The sequence below is a fragment of the Pseudarthrobacter sp. NKDBFgelt genome (assembly GCF_046097905.1).
GTDB lineage: Bacteria > Actinomycetota > Actinomycetes > Actinomycetales > Micrococcaceae > Arthrobacter > Arthrobacter polychromogenes.
Genome location: NZ_JBJURL010000029.1, coordinates 15,706 through 38,913 on the forward strand (window position 1 = coordinate 15,706; position 23,208 = coordinate 38,913).

Annotated in this window: 20 protein-coding genes; 5 read left to right on the forward strand and 15 right to left on the reverse strand. The window is 65.8% G+C overall.

Annotated elements, in window-relative coordinates; translation table 11 throughout:
• Window positions 1–7: 7 nt before the first annotated feature.
• The 5 genes from ACKAE7_RS09795 to ACKAE7_RS09815 all read right to left on the reverse strand — a co-directional run bounded on the left by ACKAE7_RS09795 (window position 8) and on the right by ACKAE7_RS09815 (window position 4,709).
• The gene (locus ACKAE7_RS09795) at window positions 8–538 is read right to left on the reverse strand and encodes a GNAT family N-acetyltransferase (RefSeq protein ID WP_408979045.1); all 531 of its coding nucleotides are present in this window, start codon (window positions 536–538) and stop codon (window positions 8–10) included.
• 95 nt (window positions 539–633) lie between these two features.
• On the reverse strand, window positions 634–1,629 hold the full coding sequence (locus ACKAE7_RS09800) for a sugar phosphate isomerase/epimerase (RefSeq protein WP_188811448.1): 996 nt from the start codon (window positions 1,627–1,629) through the stop codon (window positions 634–636).
• Between the two features lies 1 nt (window position 1,630).
• Window positions 1,631–2,809, reverse strand: coding sequence for a Gfo/Idh/MocA family protein (locus tag ACKAE7_RS09805; RefSeq protein ID WP_188811450.1), 1,179 nt, complete (start codon window positions 2,807–2,809; stop codon window positions 1,631–1,633).
• On the reverse strand, window positions 2,806–3,936 hold the full coding sequence (locus tag ACKAE7_RS09810) for a Gfo/Idh/MocA family protein (RefSeq protein ID WP_188811452.1): 1,131 nt from the start codon (window positions 3,934–3,936) through the stop codon (window positions 2,806–2,808). Before ACKAE7_RS09810 ends, ACKAE7_RS09805 begins: the two co-directional genes overlap by 4 nt.
• Window positions 3,933–4,709 carry a sugar phosphate isomerase/epimerase gene (locus tag ACKAE7_RS09815; RefSeq protein WP_191035319.1) on the reverse strand — a complete coding sequence of 259 codons (777 nt, stop codon included), beginning with the start codon at window positions 4,707–4,709 and terminating at the stop codon, window positions 3,933–3,935. The genes ACKAE7_RS09810 and ACKAE7_RS09815 overlap by 4 nt, the downstream gene beginning before the upstream one ends.
• A 136-nt stretch (window positions 4,710–4,845) precedes the next feature.
• Here ACKAE7_RS09815 and ACKAE7_RS09820 point away from each other — a divergent pair, with 136 nt between their 5' ends.
• Window positions 4,846–6,063, forward strand: coding sequence for an ROK family transcriptional regulator (locus ACKAE7_RS09820; protein WP_408979046.1), 1,218 nt, complete (start codon window positions 4,846–4,848; stop codon window positions 6,061–6,063).
• 7 nt (window positions 6,064–6,070) lie between these two features.
• Here ACKAE7_RS09820 and ACKAE7_RS09825 read toward each other — a convergent pair whose 3' ends face one another.
• Window positions 6,071–7,030 carry a D-2-hydroxyacid dehydrogenase family protein gene (locus ACKAE7_RS09825; RefSeq protein WP_408979047.1) on the reverse strand — a complete coding sequence of 320 codons (960 nt, stop codon included), beginning with the start codon at window positions 7,028–7,030 and terminating at the stop codon, window positions 6,071–6,073.
• Window positions 7,031–7,173: 143 nt separating this feature from the next.
• Here ACKAE7_RS09825 and ACKAE7_RS09830 point away from each other — a divergent pair, with 143 nt between their 5' ends.
• Window positions 7,174–8,367, forward strand: coding sequence for a CynX/NimT family MFS transporter (locus ACKAE7_RS09830; protein WP_408979048.1), 1,194 nt, complete (start codon window positions 7,174–7,176; stop codon window positions 8,365–8,367).
• A gap of 232 nt (window positions 8,368–8,599) precedes the next feature.
• On the opposite strand, the gene aceB is transcribed toward ACKAE7_RS09830, so the two are convergent.
• Together aceB and aceA are read right to left on the reverse strand one after the other, a co-directional pair.
• Window positions 8,600–10,252, reverse strand: coding sequence for a malate synthase A (aceB, locus tag ACKAE7_RS09835; protein WP_408979049.1), 1,653 nt, complete (start codon window positions 10,250–10,252; stop codon window positions 8,600–8,602).
• Window positions 10,253–10,344: 92 nt separating this feature from the next.
• A complete protein-coding gene (aceA, locus tag ACKAE7_RS09840) occupies window positions 10,345–11,661 on the reverse strand; it encodes an isocitrate lyase (protein WP_188811465.1) in 1,317 nt (438 codons plus the stop codon).
• 148 nt (window positions 11,662–11,809) lie between these two features.
• Between aceA and ACKAE7_RS09845 the strand changes: the two genes are divergently transcribed.
• On the forward strand, window positions 11,810–13,324 hold the full coding sequence (locus ACKAE7_RS09845) for a helix-turn-helix domain-containing protein (RefSeq protein WP_408979050.1): 1,515 nt from the start codon (window positions 11,810–11,812) through the stop codon (window positions 13,322–13,324).
• On the opposite strand, the gene ACKAE7_RS09850 is transcribed toward ACKAE7_RS09845, so the two are convergent.
• Window positions 13,321–13,740, reverse strand: a complete 420-nt coding sequence (locus tag ACKAE7_RS09850) for a hypothetical protein (RefSeq protein ID WP_191035314.1) — start codon at window positions 13,738–13,740, stop codon at window positions 13,321–13,323. The two genes, ACKAE7_RS09845 and ACKAE7_RS09850, sit on opposite strands and share 4 nt — an antisense overlap.
• Before the next feature lie 656 nt (window positions 13,741–14,396).
• Between ACKAE7_RS09850 and ACKAE7_RS09855 the strand changes: the two genes are divergently transcribed.
• On the forward strand, window positions 14,397–15,692 hold the full coding sequence (locus ACKAE7_RS09855) for a serpin family protein (RefSeq protein WP_408979051.1): 1,296 nt from the start codon (window positions 14,397–14,399) through the stop codon (window positions 15,690–15,692).
• 152 nt (window positions 15,693–15,844) lie between these two features.
• On the opposite strand, the gene ACKAE7_RS09860 is transcribed toward ACKAE7_RS09855, so the two are convergent.
• The 3 genes from ACKAE7_RS09860 to ACKAE7_RS09870 form a co-directional block, all read right to left on the reverse strand.
• A complete protein-coding gene (locus ACKAE7_RS09860; protein ID WP_363958464.1) occupies window positions 15,845–16,717 on the reverse strand; it encodes a hydroxymethylpyrimidine/phosphomethylpyrimidine kinase in 873 nt (290 codons plus the stop codon).
• Window positions 16,718–17,197: 480 nt separating this feature from the next.
• Window positions 17,198–18,112, reverse strand: a complete 915-nt coding sequence (locus ACKAE7_RS09865) for a TIGR01777 family oxidoreductase (protein WP_408979052.1) — start codon at window positions 18,110–18,112, stop codon at window positions 17,198–17,200.
• Between the two features lie 27 nt (window positions 18,113–18,139).
• Window positions 18,140–18,796 (reverse strand): TetR/AcrR family transcriptional regulator, encoded by a 657-nt coding sequence (locus tag ACKAE7_RS09870; protein ID WP_408979053.1) that lies wholly within the window; start codon window positions 18,794–18,796, stop codon window positions 18,140–18,142.
• A 184-nt stretch (window positions 18,797–18,980) separates the two neighbouring features.
• Between ACKAE7_RS09870 and ACKAE7_RS09875 the strand changes: the two genes are divergently transcribed.
• A complete protein-coding gene (locus ACKAE7_RS09875) occupies window positions 18,981–19,724 on the forward strand; it encodes a queuosine precursor transporter (RefSeq protein WP_408979054.1) in 744 nt (247 codons plus the stop codon).
• A 136-nt stretch (window positions 19,725–19,860) separates the two neighbouring features.
• Here the strand turns inward: ACKAE7_RS09875 and tgt are convergent, their stop codons facing one another.
• From tgt to ACKAE7_RS09890, 3 genes are all read right to left on the reverse strand, one after another.
• Entirely contained in the window at window positions 19,861–21,225 is a 1,365-nt protein-coding gene (gene tgt, locus ACKAE7_RS09880; protein ID WP_408979055.1) for a tRNA guanosine(34) transglycosylase Tgt, read from the reverse strand.
• Window positions 21,226–21,317: 92 nt separating this feature from the next.
• Entirely contained in the window at window positions 21,318–22,046 is a 729-nt protein-coding gene (locus ACKAE7_RS09885) for an SRPBCC family protein (protein WP_408979056.1), read from the reverse strand.
• A gap of 82 nt (window positions 22,047–22,128) precedes the next feature.
• On the reverse strand, window positions 22,129–23,166 hold the full coding sequence (locus ACKAE7_RS09890; RefSeq protein ID WP_363958479.1) for a DUF6707 family protein: 1,038 nt from the start codon (window positions 23,164–23,166) through the stop codon (window positions 22,129–22,131).
• Between the last annotated feature and the right edge of the window lie 42 nt (window positions 23,167–23,208).

The following is a 23,208-nucleotide window of genomic DNA, read 5'->3' on the forward strand; positions in this document are numbered from 1 at the left end:
GGACCAGTCAGGGAACCTCCCGCTCAAGCACGAAGTCGTGTTCAACCGCGCTGCCCAGCCGGAATGACTTGGTTCCCACCTTGCGGAACCCGGACTTCCCATAAAACCGGATGGCCCGGGCGTTCTGGCTGTTGACTCCCAGCCAGACGCCCCGGCCGCCGGCTTCCGCCGCCGCCTGGAGGCTGGCGTGCATCAGTTCGGCGGCGGCCCCGAGCCCGTGGTGTTCCGGGTGGACGTAGCACTTGCTCAGCTCCACTGACGGAACGATTCCCAGCGCCGCAACGACGTCCGGGTCTTCGGGCGGCCGGTTCACCAGCAGGCTGTAGCCACGCAGCCCCCCGCGGTCGATCACCAGGATGGTGGTGTCCGGATCGGCCAGGTAGTCCTGAAAGTGGCGTTCACTGAGCGTGTTCGCAAGGTGCGCTGCGATGTCATCAGGTGACGCCGACGGCGGGCACGCCAGCGGAAAGGTGACAGCCGCCAGCGCAGCCAGCGCGCCGGCGTCGTCCGCTGCCGCCTTTCGGATGGAAGAGGTCATGCAGGGATTTTACGTCCCTGCCGTCGGAGTTTTTGTCCAGATATGCAGGCTTCAAGGCCTCACAACCCTGCATATCTGGACAAAAACTCTTGGGGTTACTGTTTGAAAGCGGCGTCGAAGGAAGTGTTCGACGGCGGGAAGTCGAACTTCTTGAGGGCAGCGAGGGCTTCGGGGGCGCCGTGCAGGCGGTCCATGCCGGCGTCTTCCCATTCGACCGAGATGGGGCCGTCGTAGCCGATCGCGGACAGCGCGCGGAAGGACGCTTCCCAGGGGACGTCGCCGCGTCCGGCGGAGACGAAGTCCCAGCCGCGGCGGGGGTCGCCCCAGGGGAGGTGGGAACCCATGACGGTGTTCCGGCCTGTCTGGCGGACCTTGGTGTCCTTGCAGTCCACGTGGTAGATCCGGTCCTTGAAGTCCCAGATGAAGGAGACGGGATCGATGCCCTGCCACATCATGTGCGAGGGGTCCCAGTTCAGGCCGAACGCTTCGCGGTGGCCAATCGCTTCGAGGGTGCGGACGGTGGTCCAGTAGTCGTAGGCGATTTCGGAGGGGTGGACCTCGTGGGCGAACCGGACGCCGCATTCGTCGAAGACGTCCAGGATGGGGTTCCAGCGGTCGGCAAAATCCTGGTAGCCGGCGTCGATGACCTTTTCGGGGACGGGCGGGAACATGGCGACGTACTGCCAGATGGAAGAGCCTGTGAAGCCGACGACGGTGTCCACGCCGAGTGCCTTGGCGAGCCGGGCGGTGTGCTGCATTTCCTCGGCGGCACGCTGGCGGACGCCTTCGGGGTCGCCGTCGCCCCAGACCTTGGCCCCCACGATGGCCTGGTGGCGGAAGTCGATGGGGTCATCGCAGACAGCCTGGCCTTTGAGGTGGTTGGAGATGGCCCAGACTTTGAGGTTGTACTTCTCCAGCAGGGCGAGCTTGGACTCGACGTAGCCGGGCTCGTCCCAGCGCCAGGCGTCCAGGTGGTCTCCGGAGACGGCGATTTCCAGGCCGTCGTAGCCCCAGCCGGAGGCGAGCCTGGCGACTTCCTCGAGCGGCAGGTCGGCCCACTGGCCGGTGAACAGGGTAAACGGGCGGGGCATGTCAGGCTCCTTCGGTGGCGGGGGAGAGCTGGACCAGGGTGCTGTTGGAGGCGGCTGATTGCTCCACGGCGTCCAGGATGCGCTGGACTTCCAGTCCGTCCTCGAACGACGGCGACGGCGCGGTTCCGGAGCTGACGGCCAGCAGGAAGTCGCGGACCTCGTGCGTGAACGTGTGCTCCCAGCCGATGATGTGGCCCTGCGGCCACCACGCGTCAAGGTAGGGGTGCTCGGGTTCGCTGACCAGGATCCTGCGGAACCCCTGCTCCCGGGCGGGTGCGGTTGCGTCGAGGAACTGGAGTTCGTTGAGGTTTTCCAGGTCGAAGCGCAGGGCCCCCTTGTCGCCGAAAACCTCGAGCTGCAGGGAGTTCTTCCGGCCGGTGGCCACCCGGGATGCCTCCACTGAGGCGATGGCCCCGGAGGCGAGGGACAGCGTTGCCCAGGCGGCATCGTCGACCGTTACGTCCTCGAGCCCGCCCGCGGGACCGCCCGTGCCGGGGCGGCGGTTGACGAACGTGTGGGTCCGGCCCGAGACTTCCGTGACCTGGTCCCCGAGCAGGAACAGGACCTGGTCGATGGCGTGCGACGCGATGTCGCCGAGGGCCCCTGACCCGGCGGTTTCCTTGCGGAGGCGCCAGGTCATGGGTGCCTGGTCATCCGCGAGCCAATCCTGCAGGTAGGCGGCGCGGACGTGCCTGACCGTTCCTATCCTGCCCTCGCCGATGAGCTCCCTGGCCAGGGCGAGGGCCGGAACCCTGCGGTAGTTGAACCCCACCATCGACTGCACGCCCCGGGCCCTGGCGGCGCCGGCGGCAGCGGTCATGGCCTCAGCCTCCGCCATTGTGTTGGCCAGCGGCTTTTCCAGCAGTACGTGCTTGCCGGCAGCCAGGGCGGCGATGGCGATTTCGGCGTGCATCCAGCCGGGTGCGCAGACGTCGATGATGTGGATGTCGTCCCGGTCCAGGACAGTCCGCCAGTCCGTGGCGGTTTCTGCCCACCCGTATTTGGCGGCGGCCTCCGCAACGGCTTCGGCGTCCCGTCCCACCAGGACTTTCTGCTCGAACGCGGGGACGTCGAAGTAGCTGGCGACGTTCCGCCACGCGTTGGAGTGTGCCTTGCCCATAAAGGCGTAGCCGATCATGGCCACGCCCAGCGGCGCGGTGGTGCCTGCGCCCGGGCTCATGCGGAGTCTCCGAGGGTCAGGGTTTCCGGTGCCCAGTCTTCGGGGAGGGGTGCCGACGCCGGCGCGGAGCTTGCCACGTCCACGAACGTTCCCGAATCCATGGACTCCGAGATGGAGACCATCGCATCCAGCACGTGGTAGGCCAGGTCGCCGGTGGCACGGTGCGCGACACCGGCGCGGAGCGAGCGCGCCATGTCCAGGACGCCCATGCCGCGGCCGTTCGCGGGCCCCGTGGCCGGGACGGTGGTCCAGTCCTCGTCGCCTGCCCGCCAGAGCTTGACGTCGCCGTCGAAGTTGTTGGGATCCGGCAGGGAAAGGGTGGCCTCGGTTCCGGTGATCTCCACGAAGCCCATCCGGGTACGCGGGGACTCGAAGGAGAAGACGCTGTGGGAGGATGCTCCGCTCTCGAACTGGGCCATCGCTGAGACGTGGGTGGGGACTTCCACCGTGAATTCCTCGCCAGCCTTGGGGCCGGAACCGATCACGCGGACTTCTTTGGATTTAGAGCCGACGGCGGCCACCTTGCGGATGGAGCCGAAGGCCTGCACCAGGGTGGTGAGGTAGTACGGGCCCATGTCGAACAGCGGGCCCGCCCCGTACTGGAACAGGAAGGCCGGGTTGGGGTGCCAGGACTCCGGTCCGGGCGTCTGGAACGTGGTCATGGCCGTCAGCGGGGTGCCGATGTCGCCGCGCTGGATCAGGCGCAGCGCGGTCTGGAGGCCGGCGCCAAGGAAGGTGTCGGGAGCGCAGCCCAGGCGGATGCCTGCGGAGTCGGCCGTCTTGAGCAGGCCCAGCCCGGATTCCCGGTCCAGGGAGAACGGCTTTTCCGTCCAGACGTGCTTGCCGGCGTTGACGGCTGCGGTGGCCACCTCCACGTGGGCTGCCGGGATGGTCAGGTTGACGATGATTTCGACGTCGGGATGGTGCAGTGCCTTCTCCACCCCGCCCCACTCGGCGATTCCGTATTCCTTGGCCCGGGCCTCGGCGGCCTCCTCGAAGAGGTCCGCAATGACGTGGACCTTGAGGTCAGGGAACGTGGTGAGGTTGTCCAGGTACTGCTTGCTGATGTTGCCCGCGCCGATGACGCCGACGCCAACCGGGCCCTTGGCCATGGAGGGGATGCTCATGCCTGGGCTCCTTCGGTGTTGGCGGCGGCGTTCTTTGCGGTGCTCCCGGCGGCATTGAGGAACGCAAGGCTCTCCTCGATGCCCTCGAAGATGTCCCCGGCGTAGTCGTCGAATTCCACCACGCCCACCTCCAGGGAGGTGGCGGCGGCGATGACGTCCAGGACCGGAACCCGGCCCTTGCCTGCAGGCTGCTGCGCCTTGGTGTCCGTAGTGAGGGGCCCGTCCTTGATGTGGATCAGCTTCACCCGGTCGCCGAGCTTGGCGAGGATGTCCACGGGGTCCTGCCCGCCGACAGCCACCCAGTAGGTGTCCACTTCAAGGACCAGCTCCGGATCGAGCAGGCCGGCGAAGTATTCCAAAGCAGTCCGGCCCTCAATGGTGGACTCCAGCTCCCATTGGTGGTTGTGGTAGCCAACCCGGATGCCGTATTCGGCGCCCTTCTTGGCGGCTTCATTCAATGCCGCTGCCGTGGCCTGGATGTCCTCTGCCGTCTGCCAGCGGTCGGCGGGGATGAACGGGTCGATTACCGTGCTGATGCCCAGGTTTTTGGCCGCCGCGAAGATCTGGTCCTGGTCCTGGCTGAGCAGCGGTGCGTGGCCGGACGGTGCCGTCAGTCCGTTCTCTTTCAGGGCAGCGCCCAGTTCCTTTGCGGTGGCCACGAAGTTGTAGGGCTCCACCTGGGTAAAGCCGATGTCCGCGACCCTGCGGATGGTTCCTTCGAGGTCCTCCTGGATGGCGTCACGCAGGGTGTAGAGCTGAATTGAGTAGGACAAGGTGTCTCCCGGTTGCTTGGCCGCGATGGCAAGTGCTGTGATGCAGGTCTACCTGCAAAGCTAGGATCACTTTTGCCGAACGTCAAGCAAAAGTTGCTGCCGTGACATAAATAAGTAGATCTGCTATCCATGTCCTATGAACAAGACCACCGCCCGGCAGGCTCCCGCTGAGCCCCAGGCGTTGCCCGGCCGCGCCGGCGACATCTTCCAGCTGCTGCGGGACGGCAGGGCCCGCACCCGCGCCGAGCTGGCCGGCACCACAGGCCTGGCCAGGTCAACCGTTGCCGCCCGGATTGACGCCCTGATCTCTTCCGGACTCGTTGGCCCGGCCGGTGAGGCAATCTCCAGCGGCGGGAGGCCGCCGTCGCGTTTTGCCTTCAACCCGGCCGCCCGGGTGGTGCTGGCGGTGGACGTCGGAGCAACGCACGTGGCGCTCGCCGTGACGGACCTGGGCGGCTCTGTGCTTGCTGAACGGCGGGTGGACCAGCAGGTGGCGGACGGGCCGGAGAAAGTCCTGGGGCTGGTGGTCCGCGAGGCAGTGAAACTGCTGACGGCGGCCTCGCGGGGCGTGGCGGATCTTGCGGGTGTGGGGATCGGGCTGCCCGGACCCGTGGAGCATGACACGGGGCGCCCCGTAAAGCCGCCCATCATGCCCGGCTGGGACGGGTTCGATGTGGTCCGGTTTGTCCAGCGCTCGCTGCCGGTCCCCGTGCTGGTGGACAATGACGTCAACATCATGGCACTGGGTGAGCGAACCGCCCATTGGCCCGACCATGACAACTTCATCTTCGTGAAAGTGGCCACGGGCATCGGCGCGGGCATCATCAGCAGCGGCGAGCTGCAGCGCGGAGCCAACGGCACAGCCGGCGACCTGGGCCATGTCCGCGTCCCCCGCGGAGACGACGTCCTGTGCCGCTGCGGAAACCACGGCTGCCTTGAAGCCCTCGCCTCAGGACCGGCGATCGCCGCAGCCCTGCGCGGTGAAGGGCTGGAGGCGGCGAAGGGGGCGGACGTGGTCAGCCTGGTGGCCCAGGGAAACCAGCAGGCAATCCAGGCCCTGCGCCAGGCAGGCCGGGACGTGGGCGATGTGCTTGCCACCGTGGTGAACCTCCTGAACCCCTCCGTCATCGTGATCGGAGGAAGCATCGGAGACTCGGGTGAGCACCTCGTGGCCGGCGTCCGGGAGGTTGTCTACCGGCGCTCGCTGCCCCTTGCCACGTCGCAGCTCCGGATCGGGCTGTCCCATGCGGGCGACAAGGCCGCCATCCTCGGCGCCAGCCAGCTGGTGACCCAGCATGTCCTTTCCCCGGCGGTTATCGAGGCAACTCTGGCCGGAAACGCCATGGCCGGCTGAGACCCGGCTACGGTGTGATGGTCCGGACGGGCGCGCCGGCCAGCCAGGCGGTGATGTCCTCAAATGCCCCGCCGTAGAACTGGCGGTAGCTTTCCCGCGTGACGTAACCGAGGTGCGGCGAGAGCACCGTATTGGGCGCGGTGAGGAGCGGATGCCCTGCCTGCAGCGGTTCCTGGTCGAACACGTCCAGCGCCGCCCCCCGGATCCAGCCCTCGCTGAGGGCCTTCAGCAGTGCGTCCTGGCTGACCAGCGGGCCCCGGGCGGTGTTGACCAGGATGCCTTCGGGTCCCAGCAGGCGCAGCTCCGGTTCGCCCACGATGTTTTCCGAGCGTGCGGAGAGCCTCAGGTGGAGTGTGGCGACGTCGGACTGGCGGAACAGCTCTTCCTTGGACACCAGCCGCGCACCGGCCTCCTCCGCCGCCCCGGCCGTCAGGTTCTGGCTCCACGCCAGCACCTCCATCCCGAAGGCCTGCCCGTAGGCTGCAATGCGGCGCCCGATCTTGCCAAGCCCCACAACGCCGAGCGTTTTTCCTGCCAGCTCGAACCCCACCGAGGTCTGCCAGTTACCCGCCCGCAGGGAGTTTTCCTCGGCCGTCAGGTTCCGGGCGATGGCCAGCAGGAGTGCCCACGTCAGCTCGGGAGCGGCGGTGGGAGAACCCGGAGTGCCGCAGACAGTGATGCCCTGCTCGGCAGCGGCGGCAACATCAATGGAGGCATTCGCCATCCCGGTGGTCACCAGGAGCTGGAGGCCGGGAAGTTTTTCGAGCACTTCGCGCGGAAAAGCGGTCCGCTCGCGCATGGCCACCACCATGGTGGCATCCGCCAGCGCTGCCACCAAGGACTCGGGTGAGGCGAAAGGTTCGCGGTAGGTAACAACACTTACCCCTTCCGCTTCCAGGGCTGCCCAGTCGGCAAAACCATGGGCCACATTCTGGTAGTCATCAAGGATGGCGAGGCGGTGCTGCATGGCGTTGTCCTTCGTCCCGGATCTCTCTGGCGTGAAGTTCATCGTAAGCCCGCGGGTCCTGCGGGGACGCCTGGAACCGCTGAACCGCCGGCCGTGATAGCAATGGGAGTGATGAAACCACCCCCAGACCGGTCCCTGGCCCTGTGAGCGGCCGGATCCTCGCCCGGATTCCCTACAGCTGGATCCTGCTGGCCTGCATAGGCCTGTTGGCACTTAACCTTCGGGGCCCGTTCATAGCCGTTGCCCCGGTGGTGGACCTGATGCAGGCCGAGCTCAACTTCTCGCCGGTGATGTTGGGGCTGCTGACCAGCATCCCGGTCCTCTGCTTCTCCCTGGCCGCGCCCCTGGCATCCTTGGCAGCCAGGAAGTTCGGCGCCGAGTTCGCAGTGACGCTGACCATCCTTGGGGTGCTGGCCGGCGTCCTGGTCCGTTCCTCGGGAGGTCCGGTCCTGGTGATGGCCGGCACGGTTGTGATCGGCCTGGCCATTACAGTGGGCAACATCGCGGTGCCCCTGATTATCCGCCGCGACTTTGCGCCGGCCCGGCAGGGGACCGCGATGGGCATCTACACGGCAGCCCTCAACATCGGCTCGTTCCTGACGTCGGTGATCACGGCGCCACTGGCCAGCGTGGCGGGGTGGAGGTTCGCACTGGGATCCGTGGCGGTCCTGGCGGTGGTAGCGGTGGCGTTCTGGATCCTGGCGGTGGGTCCGCGAAGCGCATTCCTGGTCTCGCCCGAAAGCACAGCGAACAGCAGCCTGGCGCCGGTCCGGGGCTCGCGCTGGATCACTGCGGGGCTGACAGCGGGCTTCGCCGGGCAGGCGTTCTCCTACTACGGGGTGACAGCCTGGCTGCCAAGTTACCTCAACGACGAGCTGGGAATGTCCGCAACCGAGGCCGGCGCTGCTTCCTCCATCTTCCAGATCCTCGCCATCGTGGGCGGTCTTGGAGTGCCGTTTGCCGCCAAATACATGAGCATGGCGTCCCTGGCGGTCACCTTGGGTGTCCTGTGGATTACCGTGCCCGCCGGGCTGCTGCTGGCTCCCGGGGCCTGGTGGCTGTGGTCCACCGCCGGCGGTATCGCCCAGGGCGGCGGCATCACCGTCATCTTCATCGCCATCATCCGGCTGGCCAGGGACCAGGCGTCGGCTGGACGCATGTCCGCCGTGGTGCAGGGCGCCGGCTACGCAATCGGAGCTTCCGCCCCGCCGCTGGTGGGCTACATCCACGACGTCTCGGGCTCCTGGACCCCGGCACTGCTGGTGATCCTGGCGTCCGTGCTGACGTTTTTTGCCAGCACTGCCCTCTCCGTGCGGCAGGTGCCAAAGGGCCGCTGAGCCAGGCGCCGCCGTCGTATGTCCTTCCCTACCTGGGGACGCTCTCTCACTTAACGCAGCCTAACGAGAAACGCTCTCTCACTTTCCGGGGGAAAGTGAGAGAGCGATCGGAAATTCCCTGCGTTAAGTGAGAGAGCGTCCGGGGTGGGGATGCTCCGTCGCCGGGCCGGCCCTCCGGATTTCGGAGGTGCCTGTTGCGAAGGGCGTGCCGGCCCGGCGAACGGAATTCTGGTTATGCGGCGGCGAGTTCCTCGACCGTGGCCTTCTCGCGGGCTTCGGTCAGGTACCGCGCATAGGCGGGGAGGGTGAGGAAGGACGGGAAGTCCTGGGCCATGGTGACCTCCTCGAAGATGTCGCGGGCGTCTTCGAAACGGTCACCGTCGAAGCGTTCCAGCCGCGCGAATTCCTCGTCCAGGAGTTCCTCGATCCAGTGGTGGGTGACGATTTCTCCACGATCCGTGATGGCGCTGGAGAACATCCACTGCCAGAGCTGCGAGCGGGAGATTTCCGCGGTGGCGGCGTCCTCCATGAGGTTGTGGATGGCCACCGCGCCGTTGCCGCGGAGCCAGGATTCGATGTAGCGGATGCCCACTTCGATGTTGTTGCGGATGCCCTGCTCGGTGATGGTGCCGGTGGTGGCAGCAACGTTGATGAGGGCGCGGTCGTCCGGGACCACGTCCTCGCGGGTGCGGTCCAGCTGGTTGGGCTTGCTGCCCAGGATGCTGTCGAACACCTCGCGGCAGACCGGCACCAGGTCCGGGTGGGCCACCCACGAGCCGTCGAAGCCGTCGTTGGCCTCGCGGGTCTTGTCCGCACGGACCTTCTCCAGGGCGTTGGCGTTGGCGGCCTCGTCCTTGCGGTTGGGGACAGCTGCGGCCATGCCGCCAATGGCCATGGCGCCGCGCTTGTGGCAGGCACGGACCAGCTGTTCGGTGTAGGCACGCATGAAGGGCTGCGTCATGGTCACCTGGCTGCGGTCCGGCAGGACGAAACGGGGGCCGCGGGTGCGGAAGTTCTTGATCAGCGAGAAGATGTAGTCCCAGCGGCCGGCGTTAAGTCCGGCGGCGTGGTCCCGCAGTTCGTAGAGGATCTCCTCCATTTCGAAGGCCGCGGTGATGGTTTCGATCAGCACGGTGGCGCGGATAGTGCCCTGCGGGATGCCGAGCAGGTCCTGGGCCAGGATGAAGATGTTGTTCCACAGGCGGGCTTCGAGGTGGTTCTCAATTTTCGGCAGGTAGAAGTACGGGCCCTTGCCCTGGGCCAGGAGGCGGCGGGCGTTGTGGAAGAAGAACAGGCCGAAGTCCACGATGCCGCCGGCGATGGGTTCGCCGTCGATCAGCATGTGCTTTTCGGGCAGGTGCCAGCCGCGGGGGCGGACCACGATGGTGGGCAGGTCACCGGCGGGGCGGAGCTTGTACTCCTTGCCCTCGGGGGAGGTGAAGTCGATGCGCCGCTCCAGGGCGTCGGTGAGGTTCAACTGGCCCTTGATGACATTCCGCCAGGTAGGGGTGGAGGAGTCCTCCATGTCAGCGAGCCACACTTTGGCCCCGGAGTTTAGGGCATTGATGGTCATCTTCTTGTCCACCGGTCCGGTGATTTCCACGCGGCGGTCCTCCAGCCCCGGGGCCGGGGGAGCGACGCGCCAGGACGGGTCGTTGCGGATTTCCTCGGTTTCGCGGAGGAACCGCGGGTCCTGCCCGGCAGCGATCTCAGCTCGCCGCGTCCGGCGTGCCTGCAGCAGTTCCTGCCGCCGGGCCGCCGTCGACCGGTGCAGCTTTGCTATGAAAGCCAAGGCATCCGGGGTGAGCACCTCGTCCTGCCGGCAAATCGGCTGCGCGGTCATGGTGATTCCATTGATGGTGAAACTGTCAGTGAAGCTGTTCATTTCGGTCTCCTGGTGCAGGGCCCAACTGGGTAGCAGTAAGTGCCGTTTTGAGCCTTCAAAACGACACTTACTGCTACTTGCTTGGGAAAGATTTAGTGGAACTGGCCCTCTTCGGTCGATCCGACCAGTGCGAGGGTGGATGCGTTCGGGTTGAGCGCAGTGGCGATGTCGTCGAAGTAGCCGGTGCCGACTTCGCGCTGGTGCTTGGTTGCGGTGTAGCCGCGGGATTCGGAGGCGAATTCCTTCTCCTGCAGTTCGACGTAGGCGCTCATGCCTTCCCGGGCGTAGCCGTGGGCGAGATCGAACATCGAGTAGTTCAGGGCGTGGAAGCCGGCCAGGGTGATGAACTGGAACGTGAAGCCCATGGCGCCAAGTTCACGCTGGAACTTCGCGATGGTGGCGTCGTCCAGGTGCTTGCGCCAGTTGAACGACGGCGAGCAGTTGTAGGAGAGCATCTGGTCCGGGAACTCGGCCTTTACCGCTTCGGCGAACTTGCGGGCCAGCTCGAGGTCCGGGGTGCCCGTTTCCATCCAGATGAGGTCGGAGTACGGGGCGTAGGCCTTGGCGCGGGCGATGCAGGGTTCGATGCCGTTGCGGACCTTGTAGAAGCCTTCTGCGGTGCGCTCGCCAGTGATGAACTCCTGGTCCCGCTCGTCGACGTCGGAGGTGATCAGGGTGGCTGCCTCTGCGTCGGTACGGGCGATGACCACGGACGGGGTGCCGGCGACGTCGGCGGCCAGGCGGGCGGCGTTCAGAGTGCGGACGTGCTGTTGGGTTGGGATGAGCACCTTGCCGCCGAGGTGGCCGCACTTCTTCTCCGAGGCGAGCTGGTCCTCCCAGTGAACGCCTGAGGCGCCGGCCTGGATCATGGACTTCATCAGTTCGTACGCGTTGAGCGGTCCGCCGAAGCCTGCCTCGGCATCGGCGATGATCGGGACCATCCAGTCCTCGACCGTCTGGACGCCTTCGGAGAACTCGATCTGGTCTGCCCGGAGGAGGGCGTTGTTGATGCGGCGGACCACCGTCGGGACCGAGTTGGCCGGGTAGAGCGACTGGTCCGGGTACGTGTGGCCGGAGTTGTTGGCATCCGCGGCGACCTGCCAGCCGGAAAGGTAGATGGCACGGAGTCCGGCTTTGACCTGCTGCACGGCCTGGTTGCCGGTCAGGGCGCCCAGGGCGTTGGTGTAACCGCCGGTCTTGTGCTCTTCGGTCAGCTGCTTCCACAGCTTCTCCGCACCACGGCGGGCCAGGGTGTGTTCTTCGGAGACGCGGCCGCGGAGGCGGACGACGTCGGAAGCCTTGTAGTCCCGGGTCACACCTTCCCAGCGCGGGTTGGCGGCCCACTCGAGCTCCAGGGCGGCGGCCTGCTCTGCGGGCGTCTGCTGGGTGGGCTCAAATGCTGCAGTCATCGTTGATCTCCTTGATTGAGCTCCGGAATCGGTAGGCGGGAACTGCGCCTTTGCAGTTCCCGCCGGCTTCCCGGTGCGGTGTTTCTTTCCGTGATCACTACTTTTCAGCACTTTCAAGCACCTTTCTAGAGAAAAAGTATGGAAAGAAATGCATTTCTTCACGTATCCTTCAGAAATGACGCCTGGAAGCTGGAACAGAGAAGTCTCGCCGCAAACACCCTCCGCCGCGCCCGCTGGCCTGGACGTCATCAGCCTGGGCCGGCGGGTCAGGCATCTGCGCAAGCAGGCTGGACTGACCCTCGATGACCTCAGCGCCGCCGTCGGTACGGCGCCCAGCCAGCTGAGCCTGATCGAGAACGGAAAGCGGGAACCCAAGCTGGGGCTGCTCCAGCACCTGGCCTCCGCGCTCAACGTCAGCATGGACCAACTTCTTGGTGCTGAACCGCCCAGCCGACGCGCCGCCCTGGAGATCGAGCTGGAACGCTACCAGCGCAGCCCGCTGTACGAGACGCTGAACCTGCCGAAAATCCGCATCAGTTCGCGGCTTCCGCTGGATGTGCTGGAGGCCCAGGTGGGCCTGCTGCATGAGCTGGAACGCAAGATGAACGATCAGGTGGCCACCCCTGAGGAAGCCCGCCGGGCGAATGGTGAACTGCGGGCCATGATGCGCGAGCGCGGCAACTATTTCCCGGAGTACGAGGCCGAGGCGCAGAAGGTCCTCAAGGCCGTGGGCTACACCACCGGTCCGCTCAGCCAGCACGTCATCGCGGACATCGCCGAGAACCTTGGATTCACGCTCCACCACGTGGGTGACCTGCCGCATTCAACGCGGTCCGTAACCGACCTGAAGAACCGCAGAATTTACCTCACCCAGAACCAGCGGACGGACCATGACCCCCGGTCGGTGCTGCTGCAGGCGCTGGGCCACTACGTCCTGGGCCATGAAACCCCCAAGAATTACGGCGACTTCCTGGCCCAGCGCGTGGCAACGAACTATTTTGCCGCCGCGCTCCTGCTCCCCGAGCAGGCCACCATGGAATTCCTGCACAAGGCCAAGGCCGCCAAGGAGATCGCGGTGGAGGACATCCGCGATGCTTTTGCCGTGTCCTACGAAACGGCCGCCCACCGGTTTACCAACCTCGCCACCCAGCACCTGGGCATCACCACGCACTTCCAGAAGACCCACCAGAGCGGGATCATCTACAAGGCCTACGAGAACGACGGCGTGGCGTTCCCCCAGGACCACACCGGCGCCATCGAGGGCCAGCCGTCGTGCAAGGCGTGGACGTCCCGTGCAGTGTTCGACGTGCCGGACAAATTCAGTGCTTACAGCCAGTACACCGACACGCCCTCGGGGACTTACTGGTGCACCGCCCGCACCGAACGCTCCGCCACCGGGGAGTTTTCGCTGAGCATCGGGGTTCCGTACCAGCACGTGAAATGGTTCCGGGGGCGGGAGACGACGGCAAGGGCCAAGTCCACCTGCCCGGATCCAAACTGCTGCAAGCGACCGCCGGCCGAACTTGCGTCGCACTGGGCCGGCAATGCGTGGCCTTCCGCGCGGGCCCACTCGCACCTGCTGGCTGCAATGCCGCCCGGGGCCTTCCCCGGCGTGGACGAGACCGAGGTGTACAGCTTCCTTGAGGCGCACTCGGGGAGTTAGCCAGCGGGGGCAGCCGTGACGACGTTAGCCGTCTCCGCGCCGCCGGGTGCCGAGCGCATGTCCAGGCAGATGATGTCCGTCAGGATGCCGTTTACTGCCCGGTACGATTCCGGCTTGCCGGACCACCGGCCGGAATCGTGGAGAAAGCGCAGGAACGTCGTCAGCGAATAGGTGGCCACGATGCCTTCATAGACGGTATGGATGATGAGGGACGCCAATCTTGCTGCGACCTCGGCCGGGTCGAGGGCAGTGATGGAACGCTTTTCACCAAACTCAGGGTAGAAGCGGAAGAAGAGCTTCAGGCTCGCCAGCACCTCTTCCACGTCTGTGCTGAAGGGGCGCTGGACGTACCAGCAGATGAAGGCCGGGGCCAGGGTTTCCAACTCCCGGACGTTGCCCGATGAAGGGGTGGCCACTTGCGGTGCGGAGGCTTTGAAAGGGTCTCCTGGTTGGTTCCGCACATGGTTCGTTCGTCCCGCCCGTCGGCGCTGGTTCCTGCCCACAGTGATCCTCGCTTCCTTCCTGCTCTCCTGGTCCTCCAAACAGTAGGGAGGAAACCCTCAGCCCTGCGACAGCCTGAAGCGCGTATGTGGATAAGAAGCCGAAACCTGACCCAATGCCTGCCCGCTTGTGGTGGGCATGGGGCGTTGGCGGATACGCGGCGGGAAGTGATGGGGCTTGGGTCAGCCCTGCAGCGCCCGGTACGCGTCCGCTGCCGCCGGGTGCAGGGGGACTCCGACGGTATTCATGAGGCTTTCCGCGCTGAGGAACTGCGCGCCCGAACCTGCGGCAGGACAGTTGACGTACGACGGCGGGTGCCCACCCGCCGTCGTCCGCCCACCACGCCAGGACGCTCTATCAGTTCCTGCAGGAAATACCTGAACGCTCTATCACTCTCTTCAGGAAAGTGAAAGAGCGCCGCAGGTTTTCTTGCGCTAAGTGGGAGAGCGTGCCGGGGTGAGACCAAATCGAGCGCAAAGCGTGACCCTGCCGGCATCGTCCCGCGCCGTCGTCGCTGTTTCACTGGGAGGAGGCGGATTCCCGCCCGCGGCATGCCGGGGAGGCAACAGAGATGTTTCGTTTTCAGCGGATGATCGCGTGGGGTGCCTTGATGGGACTGGCAGGGTGCGCGGCGCCGGGCCCGTCCCCGGCCCCGGAGCTCCTCACGGCTGACGGCGTCGAGCGGGTCTATGTGGACCGGGAGGAGTACGCCGCTGAATTGCGCTCCTTCCGGGCTTCGGCGCTCTTCCTCGGCGAAGCATTGCTGGCCGACGGCGGCGACGGCGCAAACGGGAACGTGGTGTCCTCGCCCGGGAGCCTCCTAATTGCCCTCGCCATGCTCCGTGCAGGTGCCACCGGTAAGACCGCGGCCGAGATGGACAGCATCCTGCAATTTCCTCCCGAGACGCGCGATGAGGCCATGAACGCGGTCCTCCGCTCGCTCGAAAGGTTCGACGGTGACCCCGGTGCGGTGGATGAGGAGAACCCGCCGCAGAAGCCGGTCATGCACACGGCCAACGGGCTGTTTGTAGATACGGACGTGCCTACCGGGCAGCCCTTCCTGGATACCCTGGCCCGGCACTATGGGACAGGCGTTTATCCCGTGGATTTCAGTGATGAGGGTGCAACGAAGCCCGCCATTGATGCCTGGGTGAACAGGAACACCGGCGGCAGGATCAAGGAAGCCCCGGCGGAGTACGACCCCAACAACACTTTCAGCCTGCTCAACTCGTTGTACTTCGCCTCTGCCTGGAGCACACCGTTCGATCCGAACGCCACCTCTGACCTGCCCTTCACAACAGCGGTGGGCGAGGAAATCGACGTGCCAGCCATGCACAACGAACTCACGATGAAATATGCGGAAGGTGCCGGCTGGCAGGGTGTGGATCTTCCCTATGCCGACGGTTTCGTCATGCGGCTGGTCCTGCCCGCAGGGAAAACCGCTCCCGACGGCACGGCCGCCCCTGTGGCGTTCGACGCGGAGAAACTTGCGGAAGTCGCGGACACGTTTGATACCGCCCGGCCCGCGTCAGTCCAGATCCAGCTGCCCCGCTGGGACCACAAGTCCAGTTTTGATCTCCGCAAGGTCTTCGATGCGCTGGGCCTGGAGAACATGCTCGGTACCACGGAGGACTTCAACAACATCCAGCCGCAGATGATGATTACCCAAGCCGCCCAGGCTGCCAACATCACGGTGGCCGAAAAGGGCACCATTGCCGCCGCTGTAACCCAGATCAACGGAGAGGCCACCAGCGCTCCACCGGAGCCCGAGCGGACCATCGCGTTCGACCGGCCGTTCCACTACCAGATCGTTCATGGCGAAACCGGGCTGCCGCTGTTCATGGGAACTGTAACCGACCCCAGGTGAACGAACGTCTAGGGCTGCCCCGCGCCGTCGTCCCTCCCAGACGACGCTCCATCAGCTAATGCAGGAAAATACGGAACCCTCTCGCGCACAGTGCAAGAGGGTTTCGGGAAAACGCGCATCTAGTGAGAGAGCGTCCGGGGCTGGGTGGCGGGTTAGCGGGCGCCGCCCTGCCACAGCGCATCAAAGGGAGCACCGGACGCGACGCGATTGCGGATCCCCGCGGTGACAAAGTCCTTGGCTGTGCGGGCTGCGTCGAGCGGCGATGCCCCCTTGGCGAGTTCGGCAGTCACGGCGGCAGCCAGCGAGCAGCCGGCGCCGGAGACAGCCACCTCGCCCACCTTGGGTGCGCTCAGGACTTCCAGGGTTTCGCCGTCGTAGAACACGTCGACGGCGTCCGGGCCTTCCAGCCGCACCCCGCCCTTGGCGAGTACGGCCGCGCCGCTGATTTCGTGGATGCGGATGGCGGCGGCCTTGAGGGACTCGACATCGGTGATTTCCAGGCCAGATAGCGATTCGGCCTCAAAATGGTTGGGTGTGACAAACGTGGCCAGCGGCAGGATCTGCGCCTTGAGGGCCTGGTCCGTGTCCAGCGCGTGCCCCGGCTCCTGGCCCTTGCAGATCAGGACCGGATCCAGGACCACGTTGCCAAAACTGTTGGCTTCCAGTGCACCAGCCACGGTGGCGATGGTGGCGGGGCTGCCCAGCATCCCGATCTTGACGGTGTCCAGCACCGGCCGGCCGGGCAGTGGTTGACCATCTGATGCCAGCCCGTAAGCGGCCGTGGTCGCCTCCAGCTGGTCCGCGATGACCTGCTGGTCCACCGGGACAAACCGGTGGTTCCAATTGTCGTTCGGGTCGAACGAGACGATGCACGTCAGGTTGGCGATGCCAAAGACCCCCAGCTCCTGGAACGTCTTCAGGTCGGCCTGGGCACCGGCGCCGCCGGTGGCCTCTGAACCGGCGATCGTCAGGACAACGGCCGGAGCGGCAGCGGGGGACTGGACATCAGCGGAAACGGAAGTCATGGCACCATCCTGCCATCCGGCGTCGAACGCCCGCTTTGTGGGGCCGTACAGCATCTGGACGTGCGGCTGGTCAGGGTTCCAAGACCGCCGCTGCTGGCGACGGCCCAGCGTCGTGGCCCTGTTCCGCTTCATCGTGCGCCTTGACGATTGGTACCACGGCCGAGCGGCCCAGCGCGGCGCAAAATCCGGCCCATAGCGCTAAGCCCCACATCGAATACCACCGGGTGCCAACGAGGAAGAGAAGTGTCACCATGCCGGTGACGATGCCGGCCCCGCCTATAGCGAGGATATGAATCCACTGGTTGCGGACAGACCGCAGAAGCATCCCCACCAGAAGAGCCAGCGGCATGCCGAATAGCAGGGCCGCTCCAATTGAGAATACGTACCCCGGGGGACCGAATGGCAGGCCAAAGACAAAGACAGTAAGGGCGGCGCCGAGGAGGAAGGCGGCGGGGCCGAAAGTCACCCTGCGCGGCCGGCTCACCTGGCTTTGGCGATCTGCTGGAGCGCGCGGCCCAGTTCTGGCTGGCTGTAGACGAAGCCCGCGTCCAGCAGCTTCTCCGGCTGGACCCAGCGGCTCTTCAGGACCAGTTCCGTCTCTGTCCGGATCAGTACGGCACCGAGCCGCAGCAGCCAGGCAGGAGTGGGGATGCCGAACCGGGCCCCGTAGGCCCGGCGGACCATGCGCATCAGTTCGCGGTTTGTCACCACATCCGGCGAAGCCACGTTCACCGGCCCGGTGATGTCCTTCCGCGCATGCAGGAAACGGACGCACCGGTACAGATCCTCCACATGGATCCAGCTGAATTTCTGCGTGCCTGGTCCCATTCGGCCGCCCAGGCCCAGCCGGGCCAGGTTGGCGAACGGCCGCAGCGCGCCGCCGCCGCGGCCCAGGACGATGGCGATCCGCAGCGGAATCTTGCGTGTCCCCGGCGTCACGGCGGCGTCGAGTTCCGCTTCCCAGGCGCGGGCAACGTCCACGGAGAATCCCGTTCCGGGTTCGCCGTCACGTTCCGACTGCGGGCGGTCGACGGCGTTGCGGTAGATGGTGCCGGTGCTCGCATTGAGCCAGGTCGACGGCGGCTGCCGGCAAAGTGCGATGGCGCGGCCAAGTGCCGCCGTGGTCGCAACGCGGGACTGCAGTATGGCTGCCTTGTTCCGGTCGTTGTAGCGGCAGGAGACGGAGCGTCCGGCGAGGTTCACGAGAAACTCCGCACCGTCCAGCACCTGGGCCAGGCGGCCGTCGTCGTCATCCCACGTGGCCGCTGGCGAACCCTTGGCGCCTTCACGGCCAATGGTGCGCACGGTCCAGCCATCCTTCTCGAAGCGGGCCCGGATATATCTGCCGATGAATCCGGAAGCTCCAGCCAGTACCACCGTTCTGGTGCCGCTCATTTTCCCCCCAATGTGTTGTTTCGGTCTTCAGCCGCGGATGCTGCGGCTCAGGCTCAGGAAATCGTCCAGGATCCTGCCGACACCGGGAACCCTGGCCAATGAGAGTCCCCTAGTGATCAGCGGGACGGCGCCGTCCACCAGGCGCCTGGTCCGCTGCTGCCCGTCGGAGGTGTCGTAGACCCAGAAGAGGGTGACGGCCATGTAGAAAAGCCACAGCAGTTCCGGGAGATCGGACCTGAGCTTTTTCGGTGCCGGCGGTTTCGCGGCCTCAACCGCCGTGCGGAAGATGTCCAGCGACGCTTCGCGCGCCGCCGTTGACCCTGCGGCGAAGGGATTGACCGGGGACGTCGGGCGGATGGCGGTGGCTATGAAGTCGCCGCCGAACCGGTGGTAGGGGGCCATGGCGTCCAGGCCCGTGTGAAGGGTGGCCCTAAGCCGGCTGGTGAGGTCGGCAGCGTCCTTGAGCGCTTCGGCCGCCCTGACCGCGTGCTCCGCCTGGACCTGCAGATACAGCTCCTGGACCAGATCGTCCTTGGACGCGAAGTAGTAATAGGCGTTGCCCACCGAGACGCCCGCCTCCGCTGCGATGGCGCGCATGGTGGTTTTGGCGAAGCCGATCTCCCGGAACATCCGCAGGGCGACGCCGGCCACCAGCTGGCGCGTCTGCTCGCTCTTTGCGGTCATGGGCTTCCCTTAGATTTGAACGTGTTCAAGAAAGATACCACAGATTTGAACGCGTTCAGATTGGGGTCATCACGCTGCCGCACGGCAGCCTCCCGTGCAGTGGGAGAATTGGGGGACAGTGCTAATACAGCCGGTGTTCCCGCTCCCCGGGCACCGAGCGAACCACTACGAACGGACCTCCGCCATGACCCCTGTTTCAGGCCACCACGCCCTTCCCCAAAACACCCCAGTTCCGGACCGTCCACGGTTCGCCTCGATCGGCTCCCCGTACTTCGGCATCATGCTGGCGATCATGGCGGTAGTGCTGATCCTGTCCAACATCGGGGCGTCCAAGGGAGTGGCCATCGGGCCGATCATCACCGACGGCGGCTTCTTCCTTTTCCCGCTGGCGTACATCCTGGGCGACGTCATCAGCGAGGTCTACGGCTTCAAGGTGGCACGCAAAGCCATCCTCACCACCTTCGGGCTGTCCGTCTTCGCATCGCTCTGCTACTGGGCAATCATCGCCCTGCCCGGATTCGACGACGAGTTCGGAACGTCCAAGCAGGCAGCCCTGGAAGGCGCCCTCGGTCCCGTTCCGCAGATCGTGCTGGCGTCGCTGCTGGCGTTCCTGGCCGGGCAGACCATCAACTCCTGGATCATGGTGCGGATGAAGGCACGCTCCGGCGAGAAGTCCCTGTGGGCCCGCATCATGGGCTCCTCGGTGGCCGGCGAGTTCGTGGACACGCTGATCTTCTGCAGCATCGCCGCCTCGGTCATCGGAATAACGGATGCCGCGACCTTTGTGAACTACGTGGTGGTGGGCTTCGTGTACAAGACCCTGGTGGAGTTCATCCTGGTGCCGGTGACGTCGCTGGTGATCCGGTGGGTGAAGAAGCGGGAACCCAGCTACGGGGTCCCGGCGGCAGCGGTGACGAACGCAGCGTAGCCGCCGCCCGGCGTCGTACCTTCCACCTGCAGCGGGATCGCCGGAAAGCTGCAGGCCCGCCGGAACGCACCGGCGAACTCGCCCTGTTCCGGCGATTTCGGCGACGGCGGCCCGGCGCCTGCGTGCGCCGGGCAGGCTACGAGTAGTACTGCCCCAGCGTCTCCGCCTTGAAGTCGAAGAAGGTCCCATCCTCGATGGCCAGGCGGGCGTCGTCCACCATCTTTACCACGAACCGTTCGTTGTGGATGGAGATCAGCGTGGCGGAGAGCATCTCCTTCGCCTTGAAGAGGTGGTGGATGTAGGCCCGCGAGTAGTTGGTGCAGGCATAGCAGTCGCAGCCGTCCTGGAGCGGGCCGAAATCGCGCTTGTACTTGGCGCCGGAGAGGTTGAAGCGTCCCTGCGGCGTGTAGAAGGCGGAGTTTCGGGCCACCCGCGTGGGGGAGACGCAGTCGAAGGTGTCCGCGCCGTTCTCGATGGCCGTGAAGATGTCATCCGGCTCGGAGATGCCCAGCAGGTGGCGGGGCTTGTCCTCAGGCAGTTCCTCGTTGCACCAGCGGACAATTGTGCCGAGGTTCTCCTTTTCAAGTGCCCCGCCGATGCCAAACCCGTCGAACGGCATGGCGCCGAGGTCCCGGCACGCCTTGCGGCGCAGGTCCTCGTACTGCGCGCCCTGGATCACGCCGAACAGGGCCTGGTACGGCTTGCCCGCCCGGGACGAGGTCAGCCGGAAGTGCTCCTGGAGGCACCTCAGCGCCCACAGGCGGGTCCGCTCGAGCGATTCCTCCTGGTACCTGCGGGAGTTCTGAAGGGTGGTCAGCTCATCGAAGGCGAACATGATGTCCGCGCCGATCTGGTGCTGCACCTGCATGGAAATTTCGGGGGAGAACCGGTGCCGGTCACCGTTGAGGTGGCTCTTGAACCACACGCCGTCGTCGTCAATGTGGGCCAGGCGTTCCTTTCCGGGGGCGACGGCGTCATCCGGGCCGGGCGCGCCCGCGGCAGTAACGGTGTTCATGTCGATGACCTTCTTGAAACCCGAGCCCAGGCTCATCACCTGGAATCCGCCGGAGTCCGTGAAGGTGGGTCCGGACCAGTTCATAAAGGCGCCAAGGCCGCCTGCCTCGTCCAGGATGTCCGCGCCCGGCTGCAGGTACAGGTGGTAGGCGTTGGCCAGCACAGCCTGCGCGCCGAGGTCTGCCACGGCCTCAGGCAGCACTGCCTTGACGGTGGCTTTGGTTCCGACGGCGATGAACGCGGGGGTCTGGATCTCACCGTGGGGCGTGGAGATGGTGCCGGTCCGTCCCAGGAACTGGCCGCCGTTGGAGGCAACCTGGGCAGCGGATGGCGGGCAGTTATCACCGAGGCGGGTGCCCACCCGGAAGGAGAATTCCGACTGCCGGTCCGCCGCGGCGCCGGCCGCAGTCCACGGGGCCGTTCCAGTAAGGGCCGTTTCAGCCGTGGCGGCGGCAGGGAAAGGAGCTGGGGCAGGGTTGGCTGGCACCGTACCAGTGTGCCAGCTTTCCGTCCCGTCCCGGCAACCGCACCGGCTACCGCCCGGCTGCCGCCCGGCAACCGGGCTGTCAGCTCACCCGGTCAGCTGACCGGTTCGGATGCCGGGTAGTTCTCAGCCCGCCAGGAATCCCAGGAGGAGCGTACCGATTCGAGCCTGGCGGCGCCCAGGTCGTAGGTGGAGGCGATGACCAGCGAGCCTTCGCCGTCCTGGCGTACGTCCTTGATCGCGGGATGGTCGGCCACCACCAGGAGTCCCTCACCATGCTCGGCATAGTCGTGGACGGTGAGCCCCACCTGGTGGCTGGTCCGGTACCAGACCTTGCCGCTGATCTCCTCACCGGTCCCCAGCTGCACCTGGTAGTTTTCGCCCGGCGCCGGGAGATCGGAAAGCCCAAGCTTTTCGATCGCGGAGCCCTGTCCTTCCGTGAGGTGCAGGAACAGTGTGTGGCGCTTGCCGTGAGGATGGCGTTCCAAGGCAAAACGGAGCTGCTGCAGGAACGTGAGCCAGCCCTGGGTGATGTCCTCGTCCCAGGCAGCCCATTCGGAATCGTGGTCCAGCGCCCCGCGGGTCACGCTGACCTGCGTTCCGTGGGGCACGGGTTTCAGCTCAAAGACGTCCCCGCCATGGACAGTCAGGCTGGTGTGGTCCGGTGACTCCTCAACATCGCCGGAGAAGTAGATCTCCTTGATCTCGGAGTCCAGGTCCTCTGCCTGCCAGCCATGCCATTGGGCTACTTTGGACGGTTCACGCAGCATGGTCCAGACCTGCGGCGCGTCGGCGTTGATCACTACGCTGAGATTGTTCGTCATAGCCCCGAATGTACAACTCCGGCCGGGCGCCGGGTAGGGGCAAATTACCCAACCGGGCGCCGTGCACAAAAGTCAGGCACCCTCAGGCGCGGACGGCCTCAAGCTCATTGCTGATACGCCGCTCCAATTCGACCATCCCGATGGTTTCGGAGCCGCCGTGGGCACGCAGGAACAGCAGGGACTCGAGCCGCAGCAGTCTCCATTCGCGTTCGGCGTCATGGTTCGAGTTGTCGATGGAGCGGAAAATTTCCTTGTCGTACAGGTTGGGCTCATTCAGCGATCGCTGCCGTACTTTGGCGGCCATCCTGGCCTTGAACGGGTCCGTCTCCTGGTTTTCCGGGGTCCGGATCAGCTTCTCGTACACCTCGGCCCGTTCCGACTGGCCGTTCTGGCGGCAGATGTAGCTGGAGAGCGCCAGGGATGCTTCCACGGATGACCACCGGCCGGGGTTCCCGTCGAAGGGGAGGACGTTGAGGAGGTCGGCCACCGCCAGCGAGCCATCGGCGTCCTTGAGCGTGATGAACAGCTCGTGGGCAAGGTCGCTCAGGTCCTTCAGGCAGCTGCCGGACTTGAAGTTGACGCCCTTCGCCAGTCGGTCGGACAGTAACAGGACACCCATCGCATCGGGATGCGCCTCCGCCGCAGCCTCCACAACGGACTCCGGGGTACCCTGCGGTGCTGGAATCAGTGCCAGGTCCTCTTCGCTGGGTCCGCTGAGTGCCGGCGGGACTGGAGGAAGGGGAGGCACGACGACGGCGGGAGCCGCCGCAGCCGCAGCCGTCGCCGCCTCTTCGCGGAGCTGCCTGGGCTGCTCCTGCCCTGCGTCCTGCGCTGCCTTCTGCCCTGAGTCCTGCCCAGGGCGGGCTGCCCGTGGAAGCTGGGTGACGGCGTCGGCGTTTCCGTCCACCACCGTCACAGTGGTGCCCACTGCGATGCGCAGGGTTCCGCCGCCGGTAAGGCTGGCGAGCACGAGTGCGGGGGCTCCGAAGTCGTCCCGCTCCAGCTCGACCTGGTGGACTTCCGCCGTCCGCCCGCCGTCGGGCAGGACAATGTGGGTGCCGGTGGTCAGAGATCCAGCCTGCTGTTCAAGATGGTGCCTGGCGGCTGGTGTTTCGGTCATGGGAGTCCTTAAGTTCTCTTGCGGTCCGCCCTACAGTCTACA

Excerpts from the sequence above, each read along its gene's own strand:
- ACKAE7_RS09795 (WP_408979045.1), bottom strand. The coding sequence starts at position 538 with ATGACCTCTTCCATCCGAAAGGCGGCAGCGGACGACGCCGGCGCGCTG.
- ACKAE7_RS09800 (WP_188811448.1), bottom strand. The coding sequence starts at position 1,629 with ATGCCCCGCCCGTTTACCCTGTTCACCGGCCAGTGGGCCGACCTGCCG.
- ACKAE7_RS09805 (WP_188811450.1), bottom strand. The coding sequence starts at position 2,809 with ATGAGCCCGGGCGCAGGCACCACCGCGCCGCTGGGCGTGGCCATGATC.
- ACKAE7_RS09810 (WP_188811452.1), bottom strand. The coding sequence starts at position 3,936 with ATGAGCATCCCCTCCATGGCCAAGGGCCCGGTTGGCGTCGGCGTCATC.
- ACKAE7_RS09820 (WP_408979046.1), top strand. The coding sequence starts at position 4,846 with ATGAACAAGACCACCGCCCGGCAGGCTCCCGCTGAGCCCCAGGCGTTG.
- ACKAE7_RS09825 (WP_408979047.1), bottom strand. The coding sequence starts at position 7,030 with ATGCAGCACCGCCTCGCCATCCTTGATGACTACCAGAATGTGGCCCAT.
- aceB (WP_408979049.1), bottom strand. The coding sequence starts at position 10,252 with ATGAACAGCTTCACTGACAGTTTCACCATCAATGGAATCACCATGACC.
- aceA (WP_188811465.1), bottom strand. The coding sequence starts at position 11,661 with ATGACTGCAGCATTTGAGCCCACCCAGCAGACGCCCGCAGAGCAGGCC.
- ACKAE7_RS09845 (WP_408979050.1), top strand. The coding sequence starts at position 11,810 with ATGCATTTCTTCACGTATCCTTCAGAAATGACGCCTGGAAGCTGGAAC.
- ACKAE7_RS09855 (WP_408979051.1), top strand. The coding sequence starts at position 14,397 with ATGTTTCGTTTTCAGCGGATGATCGCGTGGGGTGCCTTGATGGGACTG.
- ACKAE7_RS09860 (WP_363958464.1), bottom strand. The coding sequence starts at position 16,717 with ATGACTTCCGTTTCCGCTGATGTCCAGTCCCCCGCTGCCGCTCCGGCC.
- ACKAE7_RS09865 (WP_408979052.1), bottom strand. The coding sequence starts at position 18,112 with ATGAGCGGCACCAGAACGGTGGTACTGGCTGGAGCTTCCGGATTCATC.
- ACKAE7_RS09870 (WP_408979053.1), bottom strand. The coding sequence starts at position 18,796 with ATGACCGCAAAGAGCGAGCAGACGCGCCAGCTGGTGGCCGGCGTCGCC.
- ACKAE7_RS09875 (WP_408979054.1), top strand. The coding sequence starts at position 18,981 with ATGACCCCTGTTTCAGGCCACCACGCCCTTCCCCAAAACACCCCAGTT.
- ACKAE7_RS09885 (WP_408979056.1), bottom strand. The coding sequence starts at position 22,046 with ATGACGAACAATCTCAGCGTAGTGATCAACGCCGACGCGCCGCAGGTC.
- ACKAE7_RS09890 (WP_363958479.1), bottom strand. The coding sequence starts at position 23,166 with ATGACCGAAACACCAGCCGCCAGGCACCATCTTGAACAGCAGGCTGGA.